A 21,188-nucleotide genomic window follows, 5' to 3' on the forward strand; every position below is an offset into this window, starting at 1 on the left:
CGCTTCCCCCTAACTAATTAATTCATTTACAGTTTTCAATAATGTTGGTCCACCAAGCGGTGTGTATGCTTTCGGCGGAATGATACCGCAAGGAACAGATTCCTCTTCTGCAAGTTTTTTTACTGAATCAAATCGATGTCTAATTTGAGGTGCAACCATTACAACATCCCAACCATTCTTTACTTCTTTCTCCACCTCACTTGTTCCAATTGCATGTACTTCCATGTTCATACCATTTTTCTCCGCTTCTTTTTTTAAAGCGTTTACAACAATTGCGCTGGACATTCCTCCAGAACAAACAAATAAAACCTTCATTTATTAATCCTCCTATACTTATGAATTATCCCCTTCGAATGAAAGGAAGTTTCACTTTACTAACAAGCATATGAAGTAGTGAAAGAATTTAGTTGTGATGAAAGTAAATTTCACTAAAAATATTTTTCCTATTAAATTAATGTTTCAATATTCATTTTTCTCAATTGTAAGAACAACCTCACCTCAGATATTATTTTAGTTAACCATATAATAAGGAGGCGTATAAATGATCTTGAAACGTTTATTAATGATATGTTGTATCGTCATCTTTTTTATTCCTTTCTCTTTCATTCCCCCTCACTCTACTTATGCTGAAGTTAATACTACGTACAAAAAACATGAATTACGTGCAGTATGGATTGCATCAGTTCTTAATATTGATTGGCCCTCAAAAACTGGCTTACCTATTGAAAAGCAGAAACAAGAATTTATAAGATTGCTAGACGATGTAAAAAGCACTGGCATGAATGCAGTAGTTGTACAAATTAAACCCACTGCTGATGCTTTTTATCCTTCCAAATACGGTCCTTGGTCTGAATACATTACGGGCACACAAGGAAAAGACCCTGGATACGATCCACTCGCATTTATGGTTGAAGAAGCACATAAAAGAAATATAGAATTTCACGCATGGATTAACCCATACCGAATAACGATGAATCACACTGATATAAATCGATTATCAAATAATCACCCTGCAAGACAACATCCCGATTGGGTTGTACCTTACGGCGGGAAATTATATTACAATCCCGGTATTCCAGAAGTAAAAAAATTCATAACAGAAGGCGCTTTAGAAATCGTGCAAAATTATGACATTGATGCCCTTCATATGGATGATTATTTTTATCCATATAAAGTAGTTGGTGAAGAATTCCCTGATCAAAAAACGTACGAAACGTATAATAACGGTAGATTTACAAATATAGAGGATTGGCGACGTGACAATGTAAATGAACTTGTCAAAGGTTTAAATGCTGCTATTAAACAAGAAAAGTCATATGTGAAATTTGGCATTAGTCCATTCGGCGTGTGGCGAAATATAGCCGACGATCCTACTGGCTCTAACACAACCGCCGGACAAAGAAACTATGATGATCTTTATGCTGACACACGTGAGTGGATACAAAAAGGTTATATTGACTACATTACACCGCAAATATATTGGAATATTGGTTTCACACCCGCAGCATATGACATATTAGTAGACTGGTGGGTAAAAGAAACAAATAATAAACCGATTCACCTATACATCGGTCAGGCTGCCTATAAAATTAATAATAACTCTGCCCCCGCTTGGTCTGATCCTGAAGAATACCCAAGACAAATTGTATTAAACCGGCTATATCCTCAAATAAAAGGTAGTATGCATTTTAGCTTAAAAGATATTAATAATAATCCACTTGGAGTGAAAGATAGACTCTCAAAAGACATATATAAACACCCTGCATTAATCCCGCCTATGCCTTGGATTGATCATGATCCACCAAAACAACCGACTTTAAAAGGTGCTATTCCAAGAGAGGAAGGTATTGCTGTAGGTATCATTGGTGATAGAGAGAATGATTCTGCTTATTACGCCATTTACCGTGTAAATGGAAAAAATGAAGTAGATATACAAAACCCAAAAAATTTACTTACTACTGTAAGAAAAACAAAACTTGGAGAAATTTATGTAGATAAAACAGCTATTTCTGGAGAAACGTATACGTATGTAGTAACTGCAGTTGATCGATTGCATAATGAAAGTATTGCTTCTAGTCATACTACCGTTAAAGCAAAATAACAGCTAATAAAAAAGCGCCTTAAAAGCTAAAAACTATAGCTTTAAGGCGCTTTTATTATTTATTCTTAAACTTCTCAGTCGCTGCTCTCATCTTCACATTTAAATCGTGATCAATCGAGTCGCGGATATCTCGCTCTACTACTTCCATTTCTTTTTGGAAATTTTGCAAGTAGATTTTCAGTTCTTCTTCCTTCTCTGGTCTTTGTGAAGGTGGTAATTGTACTACCAACGATAGCATCGCTGTTAAATCTTTCATTAAGAACGTTTCAAGTTTATGTTGTTGTTCAAACATACGTTGTTCTTGATAATATGGAAGTGCATTTAATACTGAAATTGTAATCTCATCAACCGTTCTTTGTAGTGAAGGATTAATCGAGCGTTTATATGCTTGAATTGTATTTAATGCATCTGGATATCGATCATAGAAATACAATTTATAAAACGATAAGTCTGTCGGTTTTACAGTTTGTTGTGATTCTTGTCTCAAGAAATCTTTCACTTTCATTGTTGCGATATCAATATCTTCATTCGTAAGCTTTTTCGTTGTTTTTGCCATCACATGCACTTTTTTCTGCTTTTCTTTCGGTAACATTGAGAAAACTTGCTCTCTCGTACGTTGGCCTGAAGTACAGAAAAGAGTGTTTAAAGTATTTTGTTCTTTTTTCCCTTCTGTACGAACCCAGCGATAAAAGAGTGGATGCTGCGTAAATTCTTGTAAAAACGGTGTTGATTTGTTTGATAATTTCTCAATGGAATCTTGTGCTCTCTTATATGGTTTCGTCCATGAAAAATAAAGTTTACGTCCGAAGTATACAACTAGAACAACGACAGTAAATGCGATTAAAAGTAATGATCCTAATAGTAATAATACTCCTTGAATGAAACTCATTTTTTCACCTCCTCTAAAAGTCTGTTATTTCCTTGGACGCTGAATGAGTTTCTGCTTCATCTCATCATTAAATGTATCTAGTTCAATTACAAATTTCTTACTAGACTCAATAATACGTTCTGACGATTTCTCAGATGCTTCAATAGCGGCAAATACATTTTGGAATGATTCACGTAATTTATCCATACTAATTGCAGGATTTTCAAGAAGTTTTGTTGTTTCTTCTGTATTTTGTTTTAATGCTTGTGAGTTACTTAATACCATTGATTCAATTGCTTCATTTGTCGCATTTACGGCATCAATTGTTTTACGTTGATTCGTTAACGCTAGCTGGATAGCAGCTGAAACTGTTACAACGTTTTGCGTCATCGTAATTGCATTACGAATTGCCTCTGATAGCTTTTCATTATTTTTCTTAATGATGTCTACAGATGCGATAGATTGTAATAATACACTTTTTGCTTGCTGCATATTACGTGTACGTACAAGTATTTTTTCTAATGCATCATTTATTAACGGGATATCCCTTTGACGTTCTGGGTTTTGTTTCTCGGCTTCAAGCATGCCTGCAAGTTTTCTTCCTAAGTATACTTGTTTATCAAGAGCGTGAATTTTATCGTGCGATTGTTCTTTAAGCATTTCAAGACCAACTGTATCTTCTTGTAAGTTGTCACGACCAATGAGAAGGGATCTTATAATCTCCTCAATTTGCTTATCTATAGATTGATATTTATGCACGTATGTTTCAAGTGGATTTTTCTTGAATACTTTAAACATAATTTTCTTCATACCACTTGCTTTTAATGAATTCGGATCAAGCTCTGATACCACTTTGCGTAATTCTAACAATGTATTTGGAATTTCTTCATTCTTTCCATTCATCATCGCTGTCACAGGACGTTTTAAAGCTGATAGCGTTTGTCCTGCCGCTTGTTGCTCTTTATCTCCTAAGTCTCCAAGCTGCGACAATACTTTTGATAAATCTGTATTTTGCTCGCTATTTAACTTTTGTACATACAGATCAGCTTCTTTATTTAATTCTTCAAGTTCTGCATCTTTTATTACTGTATCCACTACTACTTCTACATTATTATCTTTCACAATCGATACAGGTTCTTTTTTCTCGAGTTCAGTCAACAAAATCGCTCCTTTATTTATATGTGCGAATTTATATGCACTATATTTCATCTAACATATCGTATTTCATACACATTTTGCTTGCTTGAAATCGATTTTTCAAGAAATACCTGCTTATGCAGTCATTCCCTGTTTCATAGTATAAGTATACCTGTTCTCTTCATTATTTTCCTCAGACTTAAGACCTAGAGAGGAACATGCTGAAGGCGGATTCTTTACGAATCCCATTATTTATTACCTCTCCATTCTAATTTGAAATTCAATTGGTCAATCTCCTTCAAATCATACAGCACTTAATCTTTTGACATTTGTTATCTTTCAATGTGATAATTATGTCATGCTCACTTCTACTTATTTTTTCGAGCAACGAATGCTCCCTTTTGAAAAGCTAATAACGCCGTTTCATACGTATCATCTTCTTCAATCATCTTGATAAACTCCGCTAATTCTTCTGTATGTGAAGTTGCATTATCAATAACAAGCAAACCTTTTGGCTCTAAAATACGTTTTATATGTTCCCACCACCACATGTATTGTGTACGTTCTGAATCTAGGAAAATAAAATCAAATGAATGATTTAATTGCGAATCTAAAAACGCCCCTGCTTCTTGATTATGGACATCAATTCTTTGTACAAGGTTCGCCTTTTCAAAGTTTACAATTGCCTCTCCAACCCGTTCTGAAGAAAGCTCTACAGTTGTTACATTTCCATTTGTTTCTTCTACCGCATTAGCTAACCACAATGTAGAATAACCATTAGAAGTTCCAATTTCTAAAATGTTTTTTGCATTACACCCTTTTACTAAAATTGATAAAAATTGCCCCATCTCACGAGAAATATTCCGTAACTTCTCTTCCCGCGTTTTTTTATTTCGATCATGCTCTTCTCCATATTGTTCAAGTTGAGATAATAATGAATCTACAGTATCCATCCTTTTCATCGCCTTTCAAAAAGCAATATGATGAAAAATCTCTTGTTGCCCGTCTACTTTCATTATATGCGAAACGAAAACCTTTTTCTCGTTATATGACAAAGTTTTAAATTTTTTTATAGCATATTGTTTCGTTTTTTGGTAAAGTTAATTTCTACGTGCAATTATTCCATTCATACTATTTTTAATTAAATTGCAGTTATTAAATAATATAAACCCCATTTAAATGAATCGGTATTTCAAATTCAATTAAGCGCCCTTTCCGGACGCATTTTCTTTTGTTTATATATTTCTAGAAGAAAGGATGCTTACAATGAACGTGATTAGCTTAGATGCCGCTAGAAAGCGAAAACAGCATAAAAAATTAATGATTACTATACCGATTATTTCACGTATTTATGAAGAAGACGGGGAAATTAAATTTGAGGTAGCCGGCGAAAAAGATGTACCTCTTGAAATGTTAGAAAAATAAAAAAAAGACGCACTTCTAAAGAAATGCGTCTTTTTTATACTATTACATTTAAATGCATAAGTTTTTCAGGGTTAACCATCATATAAATGTTTGAAATTTTCTCATCCTCAAATGCGAATGAAATTACATACGTCACTTTATTATTTATTGTAACTATAACGCCTGGTGCACCATTTACTATTTTGAAATCAACACTATACTTTTCTGGCAATCGTTTTGCAATTCCAAAGAACAAACGTATAATTTTATCTGCAGAATAAATCGGATTAATAGCAGTTGTAACTTTACCACCACCATCTGCTTTAAATATCGCATCTGTTTTTAATACTTCTAACATGCCTTGCGCATCCCCACACTGTAATGATGATACAAACTTTTCCACATAGGTAGCCATTTTCTTCGTACTTAGTGTTGATTGCTTCGGCTTATCTAAAATACTTTTTCGTGCGCGTTGAAAGATCTTCCGGCAATTCACACTACTCTTATCAACAATTGAAGCTATTTCCTCGTAGTCATAACTGAAAACCTCTCTTAATATGAAAACAACCCTTTCTACCTCAGACAGTTGTTGTAAAAGTAATAAATATGCCGTAGAAATGGATTCTTTCATTACAAACGACTCTGCTGGCTCATCAGACTCTTCCACAAATGGCTCTGGTAACCACATTCCTACATATACATTACGTTTATGCGCTGCCGAACGTAATTTATCAATTGAACGATTTGTCGCCATTTTACACAAATATGCTTTCATATTTTCTATAGATTGAACATCCTCTATATTATTTAGCGCGATAAATACGTCATGAACGATATCTTCAGCGTCCATAACACTCCCAAGGATTCTATATGCTAATGAAAATAATAATGGTTGGTAGGCTTCATATAATTGCTCCGTTTCCATGATGAACTGCCTCGCTTTCTAATTGCTTTAAAATGTGTAACGCTACACGTTTCCCGCTTGCTACCGCAGCATCAGCTAATATTTCATCATGCCCAGCCCAATCTCCTGCAACGTAAACACCTGGCATTTCAGGTATATTAGGGCCCGGTTTTTCAACACGGTCAATATGATGAAAATCATGTACTACCGTTATTTTCGGTAAATATTGCTTTGCAACAACTTCTCTTTTCCAATTAGGATGTAGCAACTCCATCGTACTTTCCAACTGTTCTTTATCTTCATGAAAATGATTTATCTCTAGCATAGGATTATGGTACTTAATTAAACTCACTACAATTGCTCCATCTTCACTTAATTTGGCTGCTCTTGATTGATTCGTGAAAAATACAGGTTGATCTAATCCCAATGCGAAATGATGTATAGGATTGGTTAAACGTCTCAAACCAATATCTAATGCAGCAACGGTAACCGGTACCGATTGTTCACTCCATCTATACAGACGTGTCCCTTCTGCACCTTTTATTATTTTACAAGCTTCTTTAGGTGGAGTAGTCACGACAACTGCATCAACTTCAAATACTTCATCATCCGAACAACGAATTTTTTGTATACCTTCACAATGTTCTACTTCCAAAACATGCTTACTAGCTAGAAATTGCACACCAACATCATTCGCTAAATCCCTTAATTTTGTTATTATCGTCTCCCAACCACCATCTACGTAAAATACTCCTTCTTTCATAGAAAGCTGTATTTGCTTTAGTACAGATGATGCTAATTGTATTGTAGGAGCATACGTGTATGTTGTTGTTCGGCATAGTGCATAAAATATATTTCGCACCATTGGATCTTTTATTTCATTTTCTGCCCATGTAGTTAGACTCATTTTGGGGACTTCTCCTACATCTACATTCCTTAAATGAATCATAAGACGTGAGAATTGTACTTTTGCAGACCAAGAAAGTAGTGGTGTTGATAAAATTGAGCGAAAATCTGTTGGGATGGTGAATATATCCCCTTTCCATATTCCATGCGCTTTTGTAGATGGCATTCCACCTGGAAGATTCAAACCAAGCTCATTAAAAGTTATAAACGCTGCCCCACCTCTATATAAAGCATGTGCACCAAGATTCAAACAAATGCCATTTTTATTTATAGTCATCCCTCGACCACCGAAGCGACTGGATTTTTCCAATACAATAACTTTCCTTCCAGCTTTCGCTAAATATATAGATGCTGTTAACCCCGCAAGCCCACCGCCAACAATTGCTACGTCAAATGTATTCATATTAAAATCCCTCCTTATCGTTCTACATACAAGACGAACGATTTAGGAGGGATGTGACATAAAAATAAATTTTTATTTATCTACTTTATTTCTTTTTTGTATTCGGTCATATTGCATACGAAATAACTCAATTGCGAATGCAATATCCTCTTCACTCTTTATATAATAACTTATCCATCCTGATTCAGGTAATACGTGATGTGGTTTCACTAACCCTTCGTTCACTAATTCATCTCGCTTTACCTTCGGAAATGGTAAATCAACTAACTTTTCAACATGAAGATGACCAAGTTCTTTCTTACCATAATTTATTTCAATACCACCAAATCGATGCGGTTTTTCAGAAACACCCGCCCAGCTGAGCACTTCATTTCTAATCATTTCACTAAATGACATGAACATTCACTCCTTATTATTGATTGATGTAATTTTAAATTAACACGTTCATTACTTTTTTCCATCAATCCAAAGTATGAATGCGAATACGAATATAGTTTAATCTCAATATACTTTATTTTTTTAAACAATAATTACAATTTCAAAAGGTCTTTATCATATTATATAGAATTATTATTAAAAATAATTTTAAAGGATGGATATATATGTTCAAGGTATTATTACGAAAGGCGAATTATCTTCAATCTGAGGAATTAACACTATTTAAAAAAGCTATAAAGTTTGCAGAGCAAGCACACGATGGACAATACCGTCAAACTGGAGAACCATACATCATGCATCCTTTCGCGGTTACAGAAATATTACTAAATTATAAAGCTGACGTCACAACATTAGTTGCTGCGTTATTACACGATGTTGTAGAAGATACAGAGCATTCTCTAGAAGAAGTTAAGTTATATTTTGGTGCGACCGTTCAATATATTGTAGATGGGCTAACAAAAGTTAAAAAACAATGTGGTCAAAAGAAAGCATTATACGAAGCAATTAATTTTAAAAAGTTATTACTAGCCTCTCAAACAGATATACGTGTTGGCATTATAAAAGTTATAGACCGCCTTCATAACATTAAAACATTGAGTGTTAAAAAGCCTGCAAAACAAGTAGCTTATGCAAATGAAACACTAACACTCTTTGCACCACTTGCAGAGCGATTCGGTTTATATTCAATCCAGAATGAATTAGAAAACCTTTCTTTTCAATATCTACATAAGGAAAGATATAATAAAATACATAATCTTCTAACGGAATATGTACCACGCATTCAAAACAATATAACGAATTTAAGAAAAGGCATACTTTCTTTTTATGATACTACCCTTTCATTTGAAATAAGTTATGAACTCAGCCCCATTTACTCTGCTTACTCACAACTACAAGAATCTCAAAACGTATCAAGTGTTTCACGAATATGTATCACCACTACAAGTGTGCTAGATTGCTATAAAATTCTTGGAATGATTCATCAATTATACAAACCAACTATAAACTCTTTCGAAGATAATATCGCTCTTGAAAATAGCCATTTTAATAACAATTTAAAAACTAAAATAAATATGAATGATACTGAACAAACAATTATCATTCAAACACAATCAGCAAAAATATTAAAAGATAATGGTATTTTTTATTTATTGAATAGTAGAACTGTAGATGTTCAAGTAATATCTTATAAAATAATGAATGATACCATTGTGAATAACAATTTATTAACTACAGATCCAGTCGTCTTCCACAATTTAGTATCGTATGAACTATTCGAAAATACCATTACGGCTTATACTACAGATTTACAACCTATTTATTTACCAGATGGTGCTACAATTATTGATTTTTCTTTCTCTGCATTTCCAAAAATTGCACATAACATGAAAAAAGCAAAAGTAAATGGGATGCCTGTTCCACTTAAAACAAAGGTATCTCATTTTGACATCATCGAAATCAATTTCGATTTAAAACAAAACTTGGAATTAGAGTGGCTAAATTACGCCAATACTGCTAAAGCACAATTAATGATTCATCAAAAACTCTCTTAAATAAAAGGCCAATTCCTTTCTATAAGGCATTGGTCTTTTCATATAACGTAACCATTAAAATCTACGAAATAAATTTTAATATTTTTACTCCTAACCTAACATCAATAATTCCGACTTTCATTAGTTCGCTCTAATTTTTATCCGTATTAACATTATGAGAAATAAGAAGCACAACCTATATTCTTTATAAAACAAGTGAATTTATTATGATACAGACAAATGCACATAACTAACACTAGGCACATATCCTAAAGTTGTATCCATACTTACCTATAGAAAGGCAGGTAATACGATTGACTTCTACTATTGACTACACCTCTCCTTCAACCAACTTTACTCATGATTTAAGTAAAAGTAATTTTTTTAAGAAAGATGCCCAAAATTATATAAATGTACTTGGCATGAAACAATTAAACACTTTAGAAAGCACTTCTTTATTAGATATTTATTTAAGTACAGGGAACGTTGTAGAACCACATATTCATCAAAATGCAGCTGAACTCGTTTACTGTATTTCAGGATCTGCTGTTGTTTCTTTACTTAATCCATTTACGAATCAAATATTAAACTTACCAATAAAACCAGGCCAAGTTGCCAATATTCCACAAGCGTGGTGGCATTATGAAATTGCTTCAGCAGATCATACTCATTTATTAGCTATTTTCGATGCCCCTACCCCAGAAGTTATTTTCGGCTCTGATATTTTAAGATTAACTCCGGCTAATATGATGGCTCATACTTATTGTCTCAATGAACAACAATGGAAACAAGCAGTATCCCCAATTCAATCCACTACTGTAATTGGTCCTCCCGCAAACTGTAATCAAAACCGCGACATGATAAATCAGTCAACTCAGCCCCCTACTCAACAACAAAATCTATATTACCAAGATTCTTATTACTTCCCTCTTTACTGGGGGTATTAATTAGTATCATTTTAATAGAACCATCATTTATCTCCTTGGAAAATACCAAGGAGATTTTTTATCGTAACAATTAATAGAGTTCATACATATAATATTTATATAATTAATTGGAGGTGATAGTACTATGAGTAATTATAACTATCGAAAAAACTACTCTAATAATAAAAATAGTAGCTCGTCAGCATCCTCTCAGTCTTCGAATTCTCAATCTTCCGATTCCCAATCACAAAGAGATTTAGCCGAGCAAGGCTATGTAAAGAAAAAAGGATGTAACTGTAATAAAAATAAATAGTTTATTACTAATTTGAGCAATGACATTTCACCACTCATGATTAACAATTTAACCCACTAGTATATAGTTTATTTAATGGATGAATTCTGTTTTAAATGGAATTCATCTTCTTTGTTTATGGGGAATTTTTCAAACAATATAACTTATTCCATGAACTATAAAGTGTAAAACATAAATTTTTCTTTTATACCAACTTAACAAAGAGTAAATTTTCAATTGGTTTATTACTTATTTTCCATAAAATGAAACTTTAATCAGTGGGGGTTTTGTTCATCCCCCACTGATTACCAGCCCGACTCCCACTTAACTTCTTTGTTCCACCTGAATTTTGAGGTAGAAGTTTTACTGCCCGTTAATGCGGGATAAAAAATATAACCCTTCCTAATATTATTAGGAAGGGTTATATACAAATACCAGTTTAATTTCCCACTAAACATTGTAACGAATTAAACGATATTAAGACCTGCACTTACAAATCCTTCAAGTGTAGCTATTGGACTAGCTCCTGTTAATGAAACATATACTAGTATTTTATCCCCAGCGGCTACTGGAATATTAAGAGGTTCGATTCCTGATGCTGTAGCACCAACCACTATTCCGGAAAATGTTGGTAATAATACAAGAGGTGCTCCCACTGGTGAAAACGTATTACTTGCTGCAGATGCAATTAATATTTGCATTTGAACTTGAGTAGGTCCAAATAATGAAACTCCCGCTGTTACACTAAAGAAACCTGCTAATGACGTAATAGTCCCTGCGCGTGGTGCTACAAATGCATAATCACCTATACCTAGTGCTAATGTGATATCGCCTCCACCCAATAAAGATACGCCAGGCTGACTAAAACCAAATCCAAGGAGAGTTCCTGTACCAATAGTTCCTGCTAACACGTTAACTAACACAGCTGGTGTTGTACCTGAAGCATATGGAATAATAGCTCCGCCACCTGTTGCTCCTGTTTCTCCTGTCGCTCCTGTTGCCCCTGTTGCTCCTGTTGCTCCTGTTTCTCCTGTCGCTCCTGCTCCTGTTGCTCCTGTTGCTCCTGTTGCTCCTGTTGCTCCTGTTGGACCCGTTGGACCTGTTGGACCTGTTGCTCCTGTTGGACCCGTTGGACCTGTTGGACCTGTTGCTCCGCCTCCTGGAGTAGCACCAATTAGTTGTGTTAATAAGTTTAATAGAAGTTGTAAACTCGCAGGATCAATAATTAAAGAGAAGAAGAATGGTGCAAGAGCACTGTAGAATTGTTGTAATAGGGAAAGTAATTTACTTAAGTCTGGATTAGGTGATTGTAGTACATTGATAATACTTTGAATTAATTGTTTTAAATAATTACCTTCTGGAGAAGGTGGTAATTCATTTAGCAAATTCAATAGTTGAGTAAACAAATTGAGTAAAGCCAATCTGTTTGCATCACTTGGATTTGCAAAAAACGCTGCAATAGCCGAAATTAAAGAATTTAGTAAAGTGATTAATCGTCCTAATTGCTCGCTATTAATTGGGACTGTTTGTGGATTATTACAACAATCTGGTGTAAAAACTATCGGATTGCAGTTATTATGACCAAAACAATTATTATGTGTCATTTATTTCCTCCTTACTTTTCTTATATTTGAGTATTTTCCTATTATAAGAAACATAAAATTGTAAAAAGAGTTGTGTTATATATTCACTTAATATAGGAAACATGAATTATAATTAAACTTTAAAATGTTATTTAATTATGTTCATGACTCACATATTAATTATATGTTTTTAATAATTAACTGCTTAGATTAAACACCTAAACTTAAGAGTTTATTTTATTTTTCCACGTTTATCTATTAGGTCCAAAAGAACATTTTCATTTAAAAATTAAAACACAAATAAATCATTAGCATATATTCCGCAAGTAACAACATCTTTTTTTCAGATAATTAACAATGATATCTTTACTAATCTTGTGTTCCCTCTATAATCATGAAACCGTTTCTATTATAAAAAACTTTCATACAATATAGTGGACAAGTTATTCTATACTTCGTTAAAAAAAATAATTAAAGGAGTGAAAATTAATCGCCAATCATTCAACCATTCATGGCTTCTAGGAGATTTACATCTACACTAGGAGCTGGAACAGGTGTAGCTTTTGCGATTGCTGCAACAGCTTGCTTAAATGATGCCGGCACTACTGCAACTGCCTTTCAGACTTTTACGTATTACAATCTCTATATAAACGGCATAATTCAACCTAGCGTGAACTCCAGTATCACCACAGATCCTACTGGTGCTATTACAATTCCTGGCGGAGATGCATTAGACGATGGAATCCCAATAACAATTGAATTTATCGTCACTTAATTTTAACTAATGTAATTTAGAACAAAAAAAGACAGATTCCTTTTTCCATTAAGAATCTGTCTTTTTAATTAATAATAATAAATTGTAATATTATTGATGACCTTGCGATGGTGGTTGATTATCCAATATAGTAAGTTGACCAGTACTAACTTGATATAATGGTTGCGGTTGAAGTATTCCATTAATCAACAAATTAATATATGAAACCTCACTAGGAGATAATATGTTAGTTGTACCATATTGAGCTATCCCATCTGTATCTGTAAATATAAGTTTCTCTCCATCTGCAAAAGTATAATATAATAAAGTGAAACTTTAATCAGTGGGGGTTTTGTTCATCCCCCACTGATTATTAGCCCGCACCAATCGGGCTTTTACGGGCAGCCCGACCCCCACCTAACTTCTTTGCTTTCGCTGAATTTTGAGGTGGGGGTCTTACTGCCCGATAATGCGGGATTAATTGGTTGTTGTTATGGGGCCAATAACCTCAAATTCTCCGGTCGATCCTGTTAGACCTGTTGGTCCCGTTGGAATATAAATTGGGGGAAGAAATAGAAATGTAGGTCCAATATTTCCAGGTTCTATCATAGCTTCATTTATTGATAATTTATCATCACGCTTCAATTATTCGGCATATTATCCATCGTTAATTTAGTTGAAGGTGGTTCAACAGGTACCTCTCTAACAAGTATACGAATCGATTAAAAAATGATTCATTCTTTTTTAATAAACATTTTTAGATACTAAACTAGTAACTTTCACGACAGTGATTAAGAAACAAAATCACATCGCACTATATTCATAGTAGTAACTATCTTTACTAAATTTTCCGTATATATATTATCAATTTACACTGCACCCATGCTGATGTTACATTAAATAAGAAGACAATTTCTCCTTTACGAACCATCTCAATACGTATTTGAGAAATATTCTCCAATCCTATACGCGAGGGCAATACTGTGTTGACACTCAAATGAGTGTCTTTTTTTGTAAATTGTAAAAAGTAAAACCATCACTTTTAGATGGTTTTATCAAAACATATCTCTTTATATTCTAAATAAAATAGCAAGTTTATGAAGCTGGATAATAAATGGTCATACTTAACCGAGTTACTATTCTTCCTGAATTTTTATAAGTGTGAGGTCTATCCGCCTTAAAGCGAATTGAATCTCCGCTATTTAATTTGTATTGACAATCATTTATTTCAATTGTCAATTCTCCTTCAAACACCGTTATAAATTCTTCCGCTCCTTCTTTATGCGCTTCCGAACTTAATTTCCCTTCTGTTTCAATTTCAACCGTATAGATTTCAAAGTTTCTTTCATCTTGAAAAGGAAAAGAAGGATACACTTTATATCTCCCATTGTCTTCAGACAATACTTGCACATCATTTCGTAAAACTACTTTCGTATCAGCCTGTGGATTATTGATTAAAGAGGTAAAAGACACTTTTAAACCATTCGCAATCTTCCATATTGTTGTTAGTGTCGGGCTTGAATCTCCTCTTTCAATTTGTCCAATCATGGTTTTACTCACACCTGTTAATTGGGAAACCTTTTCTAAACTTAATTTTTCTTTCTCACGTATTGCTTTTATATTTTTCGCCAAAATAAGTTGAATTTCTTCCATAAAAAAACACCCCTACACTATATACAATATAACGACCGTTATGTATAATAAAAAGCACACGTTATATTGTTCTTTTTGGTCATTATAACACACGAAAAATACTTAGGGGGTTTTGAAATGCCTATATTTTCTTTTTTAATATTTGTTTTTATAAGTAGCTTCACACCCGGCCCTAACAATTTTTTAGCTATGACATACGCAAATCAACTTGGTTTGAAAAGGAGCATGCAATTTTGCTTTGGAGTAGCTTTCGGTTTTTTCCTCCTCACTTCTTTATGTAGTTTCTTTAATATCGTACTAATTAATATTTTGCCCAAAATCGAATTACCTTTAAAAATTTTAGGAGTAGCATACATGCTATATTTAGCTTTTAAAATACTCACTAGTAAAGGTAGTACAGATCCCGATGAAAAAGATAATAAAAACTTATTTACAGTGGGGATTTTTCTTCAGTTTGTTAACCCGAAAGGGATATTATTCGGACTGACTGTAGTTTCTACTTTTATTCTCCCTTACTACAATTCATATTCCAGTTTTCTACTTTTTTCATTATTTCTAGGTGTAGTCGGTTTAATGAGTACATGTAGTTGGAGCCTGTTTGGTTCAATGTTCCAAAAACTATTATTAAAACATACTCAATTATTTAACATCATTATGGCTGTTTTATTGGTTTTCAGTGCTATATCAATCGTTATAAACTAGCTCTATACTCCTTCTGGTTACTTATAAACTATCTTTCTATATATTATTAAAACTTAGATTGTTTTTAATAGTAATATTTCATAGTTCTAATTCATTCATGGGATGGGGTGATACTCTATATACCATTTATGACATATCGAAACGCACCAATTCTGATATGTCATAAATGCTTAAAGTTTTTACCTAGTCAGCTCAAATCTCCCACCTATTTATTGAACTCTGTTCTATTCACTCCTTAAGGGGGGAGTTTTCTGCAAAAAAAATAATAACGTATAGCTTTAATCAAAGCGGATTTTTGTTCATTTCCCACTAAATATAAGCTGAAACCAAACTGATTTTCCCCAAAAATAACAAAGCAACAAACACCGAACCAATCTTGCTTCAAATTTACACAACTTCATAACACCAGCCTTTATAATCAGGCCAAACTCTTTTCACCTAGTCTGCAAAAGGACGCTGTTAAAACATTTAGTGAAAGACTTTTCGGGTGGCAATGTTTGCAAATATAAAAAAATGAGGTTTCTCTTTTCTAGAGAAACCTCATTTATTATATTTTAAACTGACTCGTATACAGCTCAAAGTAAAATCCTTTATCTTCCATGAGAGTTTCATGATTTCCACTCTCTAAAATACTTCCATCTTTTACTACAAGTATTTGATCTGCTTTTTCAATCGTTTTCAGTCGATGAGCGATTACAAAGCTCGTTCGCCCTCTCATTAAATTATTTAATCCTGCTTGAATTTGTAATTCTGTTCTCGTATCAATATTAGATGTCGCTTCATCGAGAATTAATATATCTGCATCTGCTAAAATTGCTCGTGCAATCGCAAGAAGTTGTTTTTGCCCTTGACTTAAATTTGAACCTTCTGAAACAATTTCTGTTTCATATTGATCCGGTAAATGTTTAATAAAAGAATGCGCCGATGCTGCCTTAGCTGCATTAATTACTTCTTCATCACTTGCATCTAATCGTCCATAACGGATATTATCCATAATCGTCCCAGCAAATAAATACGTATCCTGTAAAACAACCCCTATTTTACTCCGTAAAGAATTAATATCATAATCCTTTATATCTTTTTCATCAATACTAATTTGTCCTTTTGAAATATCATAAAAGCGAGTTAGCAAATTTATAATTGTTGTTTTTCCTGATCCAGTTGGACCGACTAAAGCGATTGTTTCCCCCGGATTCGCATCAAGACTCACATCTTTTAAAATCATGTTGTCCTGTTCGTATCCAAATGAAACGTTCTCAAGCGTAACGCGCCCTTGTAAATTTTGTACAAGTACTGCGTCTTTTTTATTTTGAATCTCTGGTACTTCATCCATAATTTCGAAGACACGTTCTCCGCCAGCAACTGCCGCTTGAATCGTATTCATTAACGTTGCAAATTGACTAAGCGGTCTTGCGAACTGACGAGAATAGTTAATAAAAGCAGCAATGACACCTACTGTTGTCATTCCGTTTAATACCATAACTGATCCAGCTCCAATTACAAGCCCCATTCCTAAGTTATTAATAAAGTTCATACTCGGAAAAATAAATGCTGAAAAGGTTTCAGCCTTCGTTGCTGAAATTCTTAGCTGTTCGTTAATTTCATTGAAGTTATGTACGGTTTCTTTTTCTTTTCCATATAACGTAGTTACGTCTGCACCTGTAATAGCTTCCTCAATAAATCCATTTAATTCTCCTAAATCCCTTTGACGCTTCGCAAAGTTTTTCCCACTATAAGCAACAAGTTTTTTTGTAACGAAAAACATAATAGGTACCGTAATTAAAGTGACAATTGCTAAAATCCAATCTAATGAAAACATCGCAATTGTTACACCTATAAACGTTAACGCTGATGAAATGATTTGCACAACACTTTGTGTCAAAGCTTGATTTAAGTTATCAATATCATTTGTCACACGGCTCATTAAATCACCTTGAGAACGTACATCAAAGAATCGTAGAGAAAGTGTTTGGATTTTCTCAAAAATATCTTGTCGTATTTTTTGTATTGTTTTTAATGCAACATTAATCATGACAAATGTTTGTAACCATGTTAACAATACGGTTATCCCATATATTGCAATGAGTAGCATGCACATTCTCGCTGTCCCGCTTAAATCCTTCGGTACAATATATTCATCAATGATGACCCCCATATAATATGGCCCAAGTAAACCGAGTAATGTCGTGATGAATACAAGAATAATAACGAACATAAGTGATGCTTTTTGATACCCCATATAGTTCCATACTCGCATTATAGTTCCTTTAGTATTCTTTGCTTTTCCCTTTTTCGGATTATTACGTCCACCTTTATTTCCAAATTGTCCTTGAAAATTACGCACGCTCTTCCCCTCCTTCTTGCTGCAGGTTACCACCTTGGGAAAGATAAATTTCCTGATACACTTCACAAGTTGCCAATAAAGCCTCATGCGTACCACTTCCAACTAATTCACCGTTATCCAGAACGAGAATTTTATCAGCATCTATAATAGAGGATATTTTTGATGCGATTAAAAATGTCGTTGTGCCACTATATCTCGACCTTAATGCTTCTTGTATTACAGATTCTGACTTCGCATCAACTGCCGATGTAGAATCGTCTAATACAAGAATAGATGGTTTTCTCACTAAGGCTCTTGCAATAGATATACGTTGTTTTTGACCGCCAGATAGATTGGTTGCACCTTGTGTTAAGTTATATTGATAAGAGTCTTCCAGCTTATTGATAAACTCAGTCGCACAAGCAGATGAAGACGCTAATTCCAATTCATCATAAGTGGCATCTTCTTTTCCATAACGTAAATTCTCTTCTATACTGCCTGAAAAGAGAAGTGCCTTTTGTGGAACGAAGCCAATTGAAGCACGAAGTTTTTGCAAATCGTACGCTTTCACATTGACATCATCTATACATATTTCACCTTGATCAACATCGTAAAGTCGCGGCAATAGTTTCGCCAATGTAGATTTACCACTTCCAGTAGATCCAATAATCCCTATTTTTTCACCTTTACGTACAGTAAATGAAATATCTTTTAAAACATATTCATTATTTTTCGTATAACTATAACTAACATTTTTAAACTCTACATTACCATCCACTTGCTTTGGTTCATATACGTCGCCTTCAGTTGTAATGTCAACTTCAGTATGTAAAACTTGTTGTACACGATCCGCTGATGGAAAAGCACGGGCAATTTGAATAAATACCATACTAATAGACATAAGTGACATTAAAATGATATTTAAATAATTAATGAAAGCTAAAATGGCCCCTACTTGGAGTGTACCATTAAAAACTTTCTCGCCACCAATCCATAAAGTTGCTACAATCCCGCCATTTACAACTAGCATAATAATTGGCATCATCAATGAAATAATTTGTATAGCACGAATATTTATTCCAGTTAAATTTTTATTTACTTTCTCAAACTGTGAGATTTCATATTTTTGTCTTACATATGCTTTTATAACACGTACACCGGATAAATTTTCTTGTAGCTTTGTGTTTACTTTATCTAATGCTTCTTGTACTCGTCTAAATGAACCGCTCGCTTGACTTGCAATCAATACAATTGCAACTAATAAAACGGGTACGACAACAAGTAAAATAGGAAATAGGTCTCTCGCTGTTACGAAGACTATAATGATACTTCCAATAAATAATAACGGTCCACGGACAAGCACACGTAACGTCATCGTCATCGCCGATTGAATGGATGTAATATCATTTGTAACAATCGTTAATAATTTTCCTGTTCCAAATGAATCACGATTTTTGCTAGAAAATGTTTCTATTTTCGCAAACACATCTTTTCGTATGTCTGTAGCGAAATTAACAGCAGCTTTTGTAGAATACATCATACAACCAAGTCCTCCAACTAAACCGATCGCTGCTGCTCCTATCATAAGAAGCCCCATTTTTATTACATAATTCAAATCCCGATTTGCAATTCCAACATCAATAATATGTTGCATAATTGTCGGTTGAATTAAGTCCATCGCAACCTCAAGTACCATAAATAGCGGTCCAATAATAGCGAAGAACATGTATGGTTTTAAATACTGTAACAACTTGCGAAATGATTTCATACATAATCTCCTTTTTTATGAAATTACCATTGAATAATTCATATTCCTCCTTATCTAAACGATATAGTCTAGAATTTCTTCATTACTTCTATTATATTATGCAAATTAATATTTAACATTATTAAATGATAAGCACTAAAGACTTTCCGGTCAATAAATGTGCTTTATCTTACGTAAATACAAAAACCGCATTCTAAAGAAAAAGAATGCGGTTCTTTATTTATATTTGTTTAATTGTAAAACTCAATCTTAAACCTATTATTTTCAGATGGATTCCACATGTAAAATCTTATTTTAATACGATTATTACCTTTATCCTTCATCAAAATCATCTAAATGAACATTTAAAAATCCGTTAAAACTGGGAATCTATACCCTTTTAAATCTAATTCTTTATTACTCCGAACCATTAAATACTTACTAGACTGTAATTCTGTATATTGTACCTCATCAATCCCTAATTGATCTGGGCAAAAGTAAAATTCAACCTCTGTAAATGATTCAGAGATTTCCTCACATAATTCATCTAAAATCGGAAGTACTGGAGCAAATACTCCATATAACTTTAGCTTTTCATTTTCTACTTCATAAACGATCATCGCATCTAGTTTCTTAGAATAATACAATTTCTCATTCCACTTTAAGTCATACATTTTCAAATAAAACGAAGATCGATAATTTATTGTCGAAAACATATTAGAAAGCCTTTGACCATTTTCAATTATTTCATTTATTAAATTTCTATCCTCTTCATTATAAAAATCTAACTTTCTAAGTATAGAATCTTTATTATTCTTTTTATCATGTGGTATAGTCATCAGATATTCCTGCACAATTTGAAATCCAAATGGTTTATATAGTTCAGGGGTTTCTGTAAACAAGAAAGCACATTCACATTGCTTATCAATTTCTTCTATCATCTTATTAAGCAATTGTGTCATTAGTCCTTGTCTACGAAAATCCGGATGTGTCATTACTGATTGAATACCCGCTGCATTTATTTTTTCACCATTAATTAGTAACGGAAGTGAAAACGCCGCAACATTTGCAATCACTTTATCATCTTGTATAAATGATAAAGCTTTATATGTATAATCCCAATATCCTTTCTTTGAAAAATCATGTAATGTTTGACTTGTAATCCCAAACACTTCTTCAAATAAAGGAAATAACTGCTCTCTTTTCGGTTCTTCTAATAGAAGATTTGCAATTTTTTCAATACTCCCCATGTTGTACCTCCATATGTCGATTCCATTAAATTAGATAAACTTATAAGACCTACCCATAAAATAATAGGCCTTACAAATCAATATAGTATCATAAAACATAAAAAAAGAATCTAATTAATTTTATGTTTTGACTCTTTAAAAATAAGTCGAATAAACCAATATTAAGTTTTTTTGAATATTAATAAGTTTATTATATAAAAATAGCGCTTTCTAATGAGTTTTTAATAATAGATGTCTATTATACACATATCCGAGCCAACGAGAG

General features: G+C 33.4%; 19 protein-coding genes and 1 pseudogene. 6 read left to right on the forward strand and 14 right to left on the reverse strand.

Translation table 11 applies throughout. The features are described from left to right. Nucleotides 1-9: 9 nt before the first annotated feature. Entirely contained in the window at nt 10-315 is a 306-nt protein-coding gene (locus JDS80_RS25505; RefSeq protein ID WP_071745914.1) for a PTS sugar transporter subunit IIB, read from the reverse strand. A gap of 226 nt (nt 316-541) precedes the next feature. Here JDS80_RS25505 and JDS80_RS25510 point away from each other — a divergent pair, with 226 nt between their 5' ends. Continuing rightward, on the forward strand, nt 542-2,101 hold the full coding sequence (locus JDS80_RS25510; RefSeq protein WP_098889761.1) for a glycoside hydrolase family 10-like protein: 1,560 nt from the start codon (nt 542-544) through the stop codon (nt 2,099-2,101). 55 nt (nt 2,102-2,156) lie between these two features. Here the strand turns inward: JDS80_RS25510 and JDS80_RS25515 are convergent, their stop codons facing one another. From JDS80_RS25515 to JDS80_RS25525, 3 genes are all read right to left on the reverse strand, one after another. Further along, a complete protein-coding gene (locus JDS80_RS25515; protein ID WP_071772501.1) occupies nt 2,157-2,990 on the reverse strand; it encodes a DUF3974 domain-containing protein in 834 nt (277 codons plus the stop codon). Between the two features lie 24 nt (nt 2,991-3,014). Continuing rightward, a complete protein-coding gene (locus tag JDS80_RS25520) occupies nt 3,015-4,127 on the reverse strand; it encodes a toxic anion resistance protein (RefSeq protein WP_071745911.1) in 1,113 nt (370 codons plus the stop codon). A 347-nt stretch (nt 4,128-4,474) separates the two neighbouring features. After that, on the reverse strand, nt 4,475-5,068 hold the full coding sequence (locus JDS80_RS25525; protein ID WP_071745910.1) for an O-methyltransferase: 594 nt from the start codon (nt 5,066-5,068) through the stop codon (nt 4,475-4,477). 304 nt (nt 5,069-5,372) lie between these two features. Here JDS80_RS25525 and JDS80_RS25530 point away from each other — a divergent pair, with 304 nt between their 5' ends. After that, the gene (locus JDS80_RS25530) at nt 5,373-5,531 is read left to right on the forward strand and encodes a hypothetical protein (RefSeq protein ID WP_001100983.1); all 159 of its coding nucleotides are present in this window, start codon (nt 5,373-5,375) and stop codon (nt 5,529-5,531) included. 34 nt (nt 5,532-5,565) lie between these two features. Here the strand turns inward: JDS80_RS25530 and JDS80_RS25535 are convergent, their stop codons facing one another. The 3 genes from JDS80_RS25535 to JDS80_RS25545 form a co-directional block, all read right to left on the reverse strand. Continuing rightward, nucleotides 5,566-6,435 (reverse strand): sigma-70 family RNA polymerase sigma factor, encoded by an 870-nt coding sequence (locus JDS80_RS25535; protein WP_199640247.1) that lies wholly within the window; start codon nt 6,433-6,435, stop codon nt 5,566-5,568. After that, nucleotides 6,413-7,723: a phytoene desaturase family protein gene (locus JDS80_RS25540; RefSeq protein ID WP_071745908.1), complete on the reverse strand. Its 1,311-nt coding sequence runs from the start codon at nt 7,721-7,723 to the stop codon at nt 6,413-6,415. Before JDS80_RS25540 ends, JDS80_RS25535 begins: the two co-directional genes overlap by 23 nt. 72 nt (nt 7,724-7,795) lie before the next feature. Further along, nucleotides 7,796-8,119 (reverse strand): luciferase domain-containing protein, encoded by a 324-nt coding sequence (locus tag JDS80_RS25545; protein WP_071745907.1) that lies wholly within the window; start codon nt 8,117-8,119, stop codon nt 7,796-7,798. 206 nt (nt 8,120-8,325) lie between these two features. Here JDS80_RS25545 and JDS80_RS25550 point away from each other — a divergent pair, with 206 nt between their 5' ends. Together JDS80_RS25550 and JDS80_RS25555 are read left to right on the forward strand one after the other, a co-directional pair. After that, complete coding sequence (locus JDS80_RS25550; protein ID WP_071745906.1) at nt 8,326-9,714, forward strand: HD domain-containing protein; 1,389 nt, start codon at nt 8,326-8,328, stop codon at nt 9,712-9,714. A 293-nt stretch (nt 9,715-10,007) separates the two neighbouring features. Continuing rightward, complete coding sequence (locus JDS80_RS25555) at nt 10,008-10,640, forward strand: cupin domain-containing protein (RefSeq protein ID WP_098889757.1); 633 nt, start codon at nt 10,008-10,010, stop codon at nt 10,638-10,640. Between the two features lie 738 nt (nt 10,641-11,378). Here the strand turns inward: JDS80_RS25555 and JDS80_RS25560 are convergent. Then, nucleotides 11,379-12,515: an exosporium glycoprotein BclB-related protein gene (locus JDS80_RS25560; RefSeq protein WP_199640248.1), complete on the reverse strand. Its 1,137-nt coding sequence runs from the start codon at nt 12,513-12,515 to the stop codon at nt 11,379-11,381. A gap of 490 nt (nt 12,516-13,005) precedes the next feature. On the opposite strand from JDS80_RS25560, the gene JDS80_RS25565 reads away from it, so the two are divergent. Beyond that, entirely contained in the window at nt 13,006-13,269 is a 264-nt protein-coding gene (locus JDS80_RS25565) for a DUF4183 domain-containing protein (protein WP_071745903.1), read from the forward strand. Between the two features lie 64 nt (nt 13,270-13,333). Here the strand turns inward: JDS80_RS25565 and JDS80_RS32390 are convergent. From JDS80_RS32390 to JDS80_RS25575, 3 genes and pseudogenes are all read right to left on the reverse strand, one after another. Continuing rightward, nucleotides 13,334-13,575, reverse strand: a pseudogene (locus JDS80_RS32390) (DUF4183 domain-containing protein); the annotation flags it as partial. Between the two features lie 150 nt (nt 13,576-13,725). Beyond that, nucleotides 13,726-13,857, reverse strand: coding sequence for an exosporium leader peptide-containing protein (locus JDS80_RS32395; RefSeq protein ID WP_412676985.1), 132 nt, complete (start codon nt 13,855-13,857; stop codon nt 13,726-13,728). A 486-nt stretch (nt 13,858-14,343) separates the two neighbouring features. Next, nucleotides 14,344-14,901, reverse strand: a complete 558-nt coding sequence (locus tag JDS80_RS25575; RefSeq protein ID WP_071745902.1) for a helix-turn-helix domain-containing protein — start codon at nt 14,899-14,901, stop codon at nt 14,344-14,346. A gap of 117 nt (nt 14,902-15,018) precedes the next feature. Between JDS80_RS25575 and JDS80_RS25580 the strand changes: the two genes are divergently transcribed. Further along, entirely contained in the window at nt 15,019-15,603 is a 585-nt protein-coding gene (locus JDS80_RS25580; RefSeq protein WP_071745901.1) for a LysE family translocator, read from the forward strand. A gap of 547 nt (nt 15,604-16,150) precedes the next feature. Here the strand turns inward: JDS80_RS25580 and JDS80_RS25585 are convergent. From JDS80_RS25585 to JDS80_RS25595, 3 genes are all read right to left on the reverse strand, one after another. Further along, nucleotides 16,151-17,947 (reverse strand): ABC transporter ATP-binding protein, encoded by a 1,797-nt coding sequence (locus tag JDS80_RS25585; protein WP_071772403.1) that lies wholly within the window; start codon nt 17,945-17,947, stop codon nt 16,151-16,153. Next, nucleotides 17,940-19,694 carry an ABC transporter ATP-binding protein gene (locus JDS80_RS25590; protein WP_071745899.1) on the reverse strand — a complete coding sequence of 585 codons (1,755 nt, stop codon included), beginning with the start codon at nt 19,692-19,694 and terminating at the stop codon, nt 17,940-17,942. The genes JDS80_RS25585 and JDS80_RS25590 overlap by 8 nt, the downstream gene beginning before the upstream one ends. Nucleotides 19,695-20,038: 344 nt before the next feature. Beyond that, entirely contained in the window at nt 20,039-20,923 is an 885-nt protein-coding gene (locus tag JDS80_RS25595; protein ID WP_071745898.1) for a GNAT family N-acetyltransferase, read from the reverse strand. Nucleotides 20,924-21,188: the final 265 nt, after the last annotated feature.

It is taken from the genome of Bacillus cereus group sp. N8, assembly GCF_016483685.1.
GTDB classification, from domain to species: domain Bacteria; phylum Bacillota; class Bacilli; order Bacillales; family Bacillaceae_G; genus Bacillus_A; species Bacillus_A proteolyticus.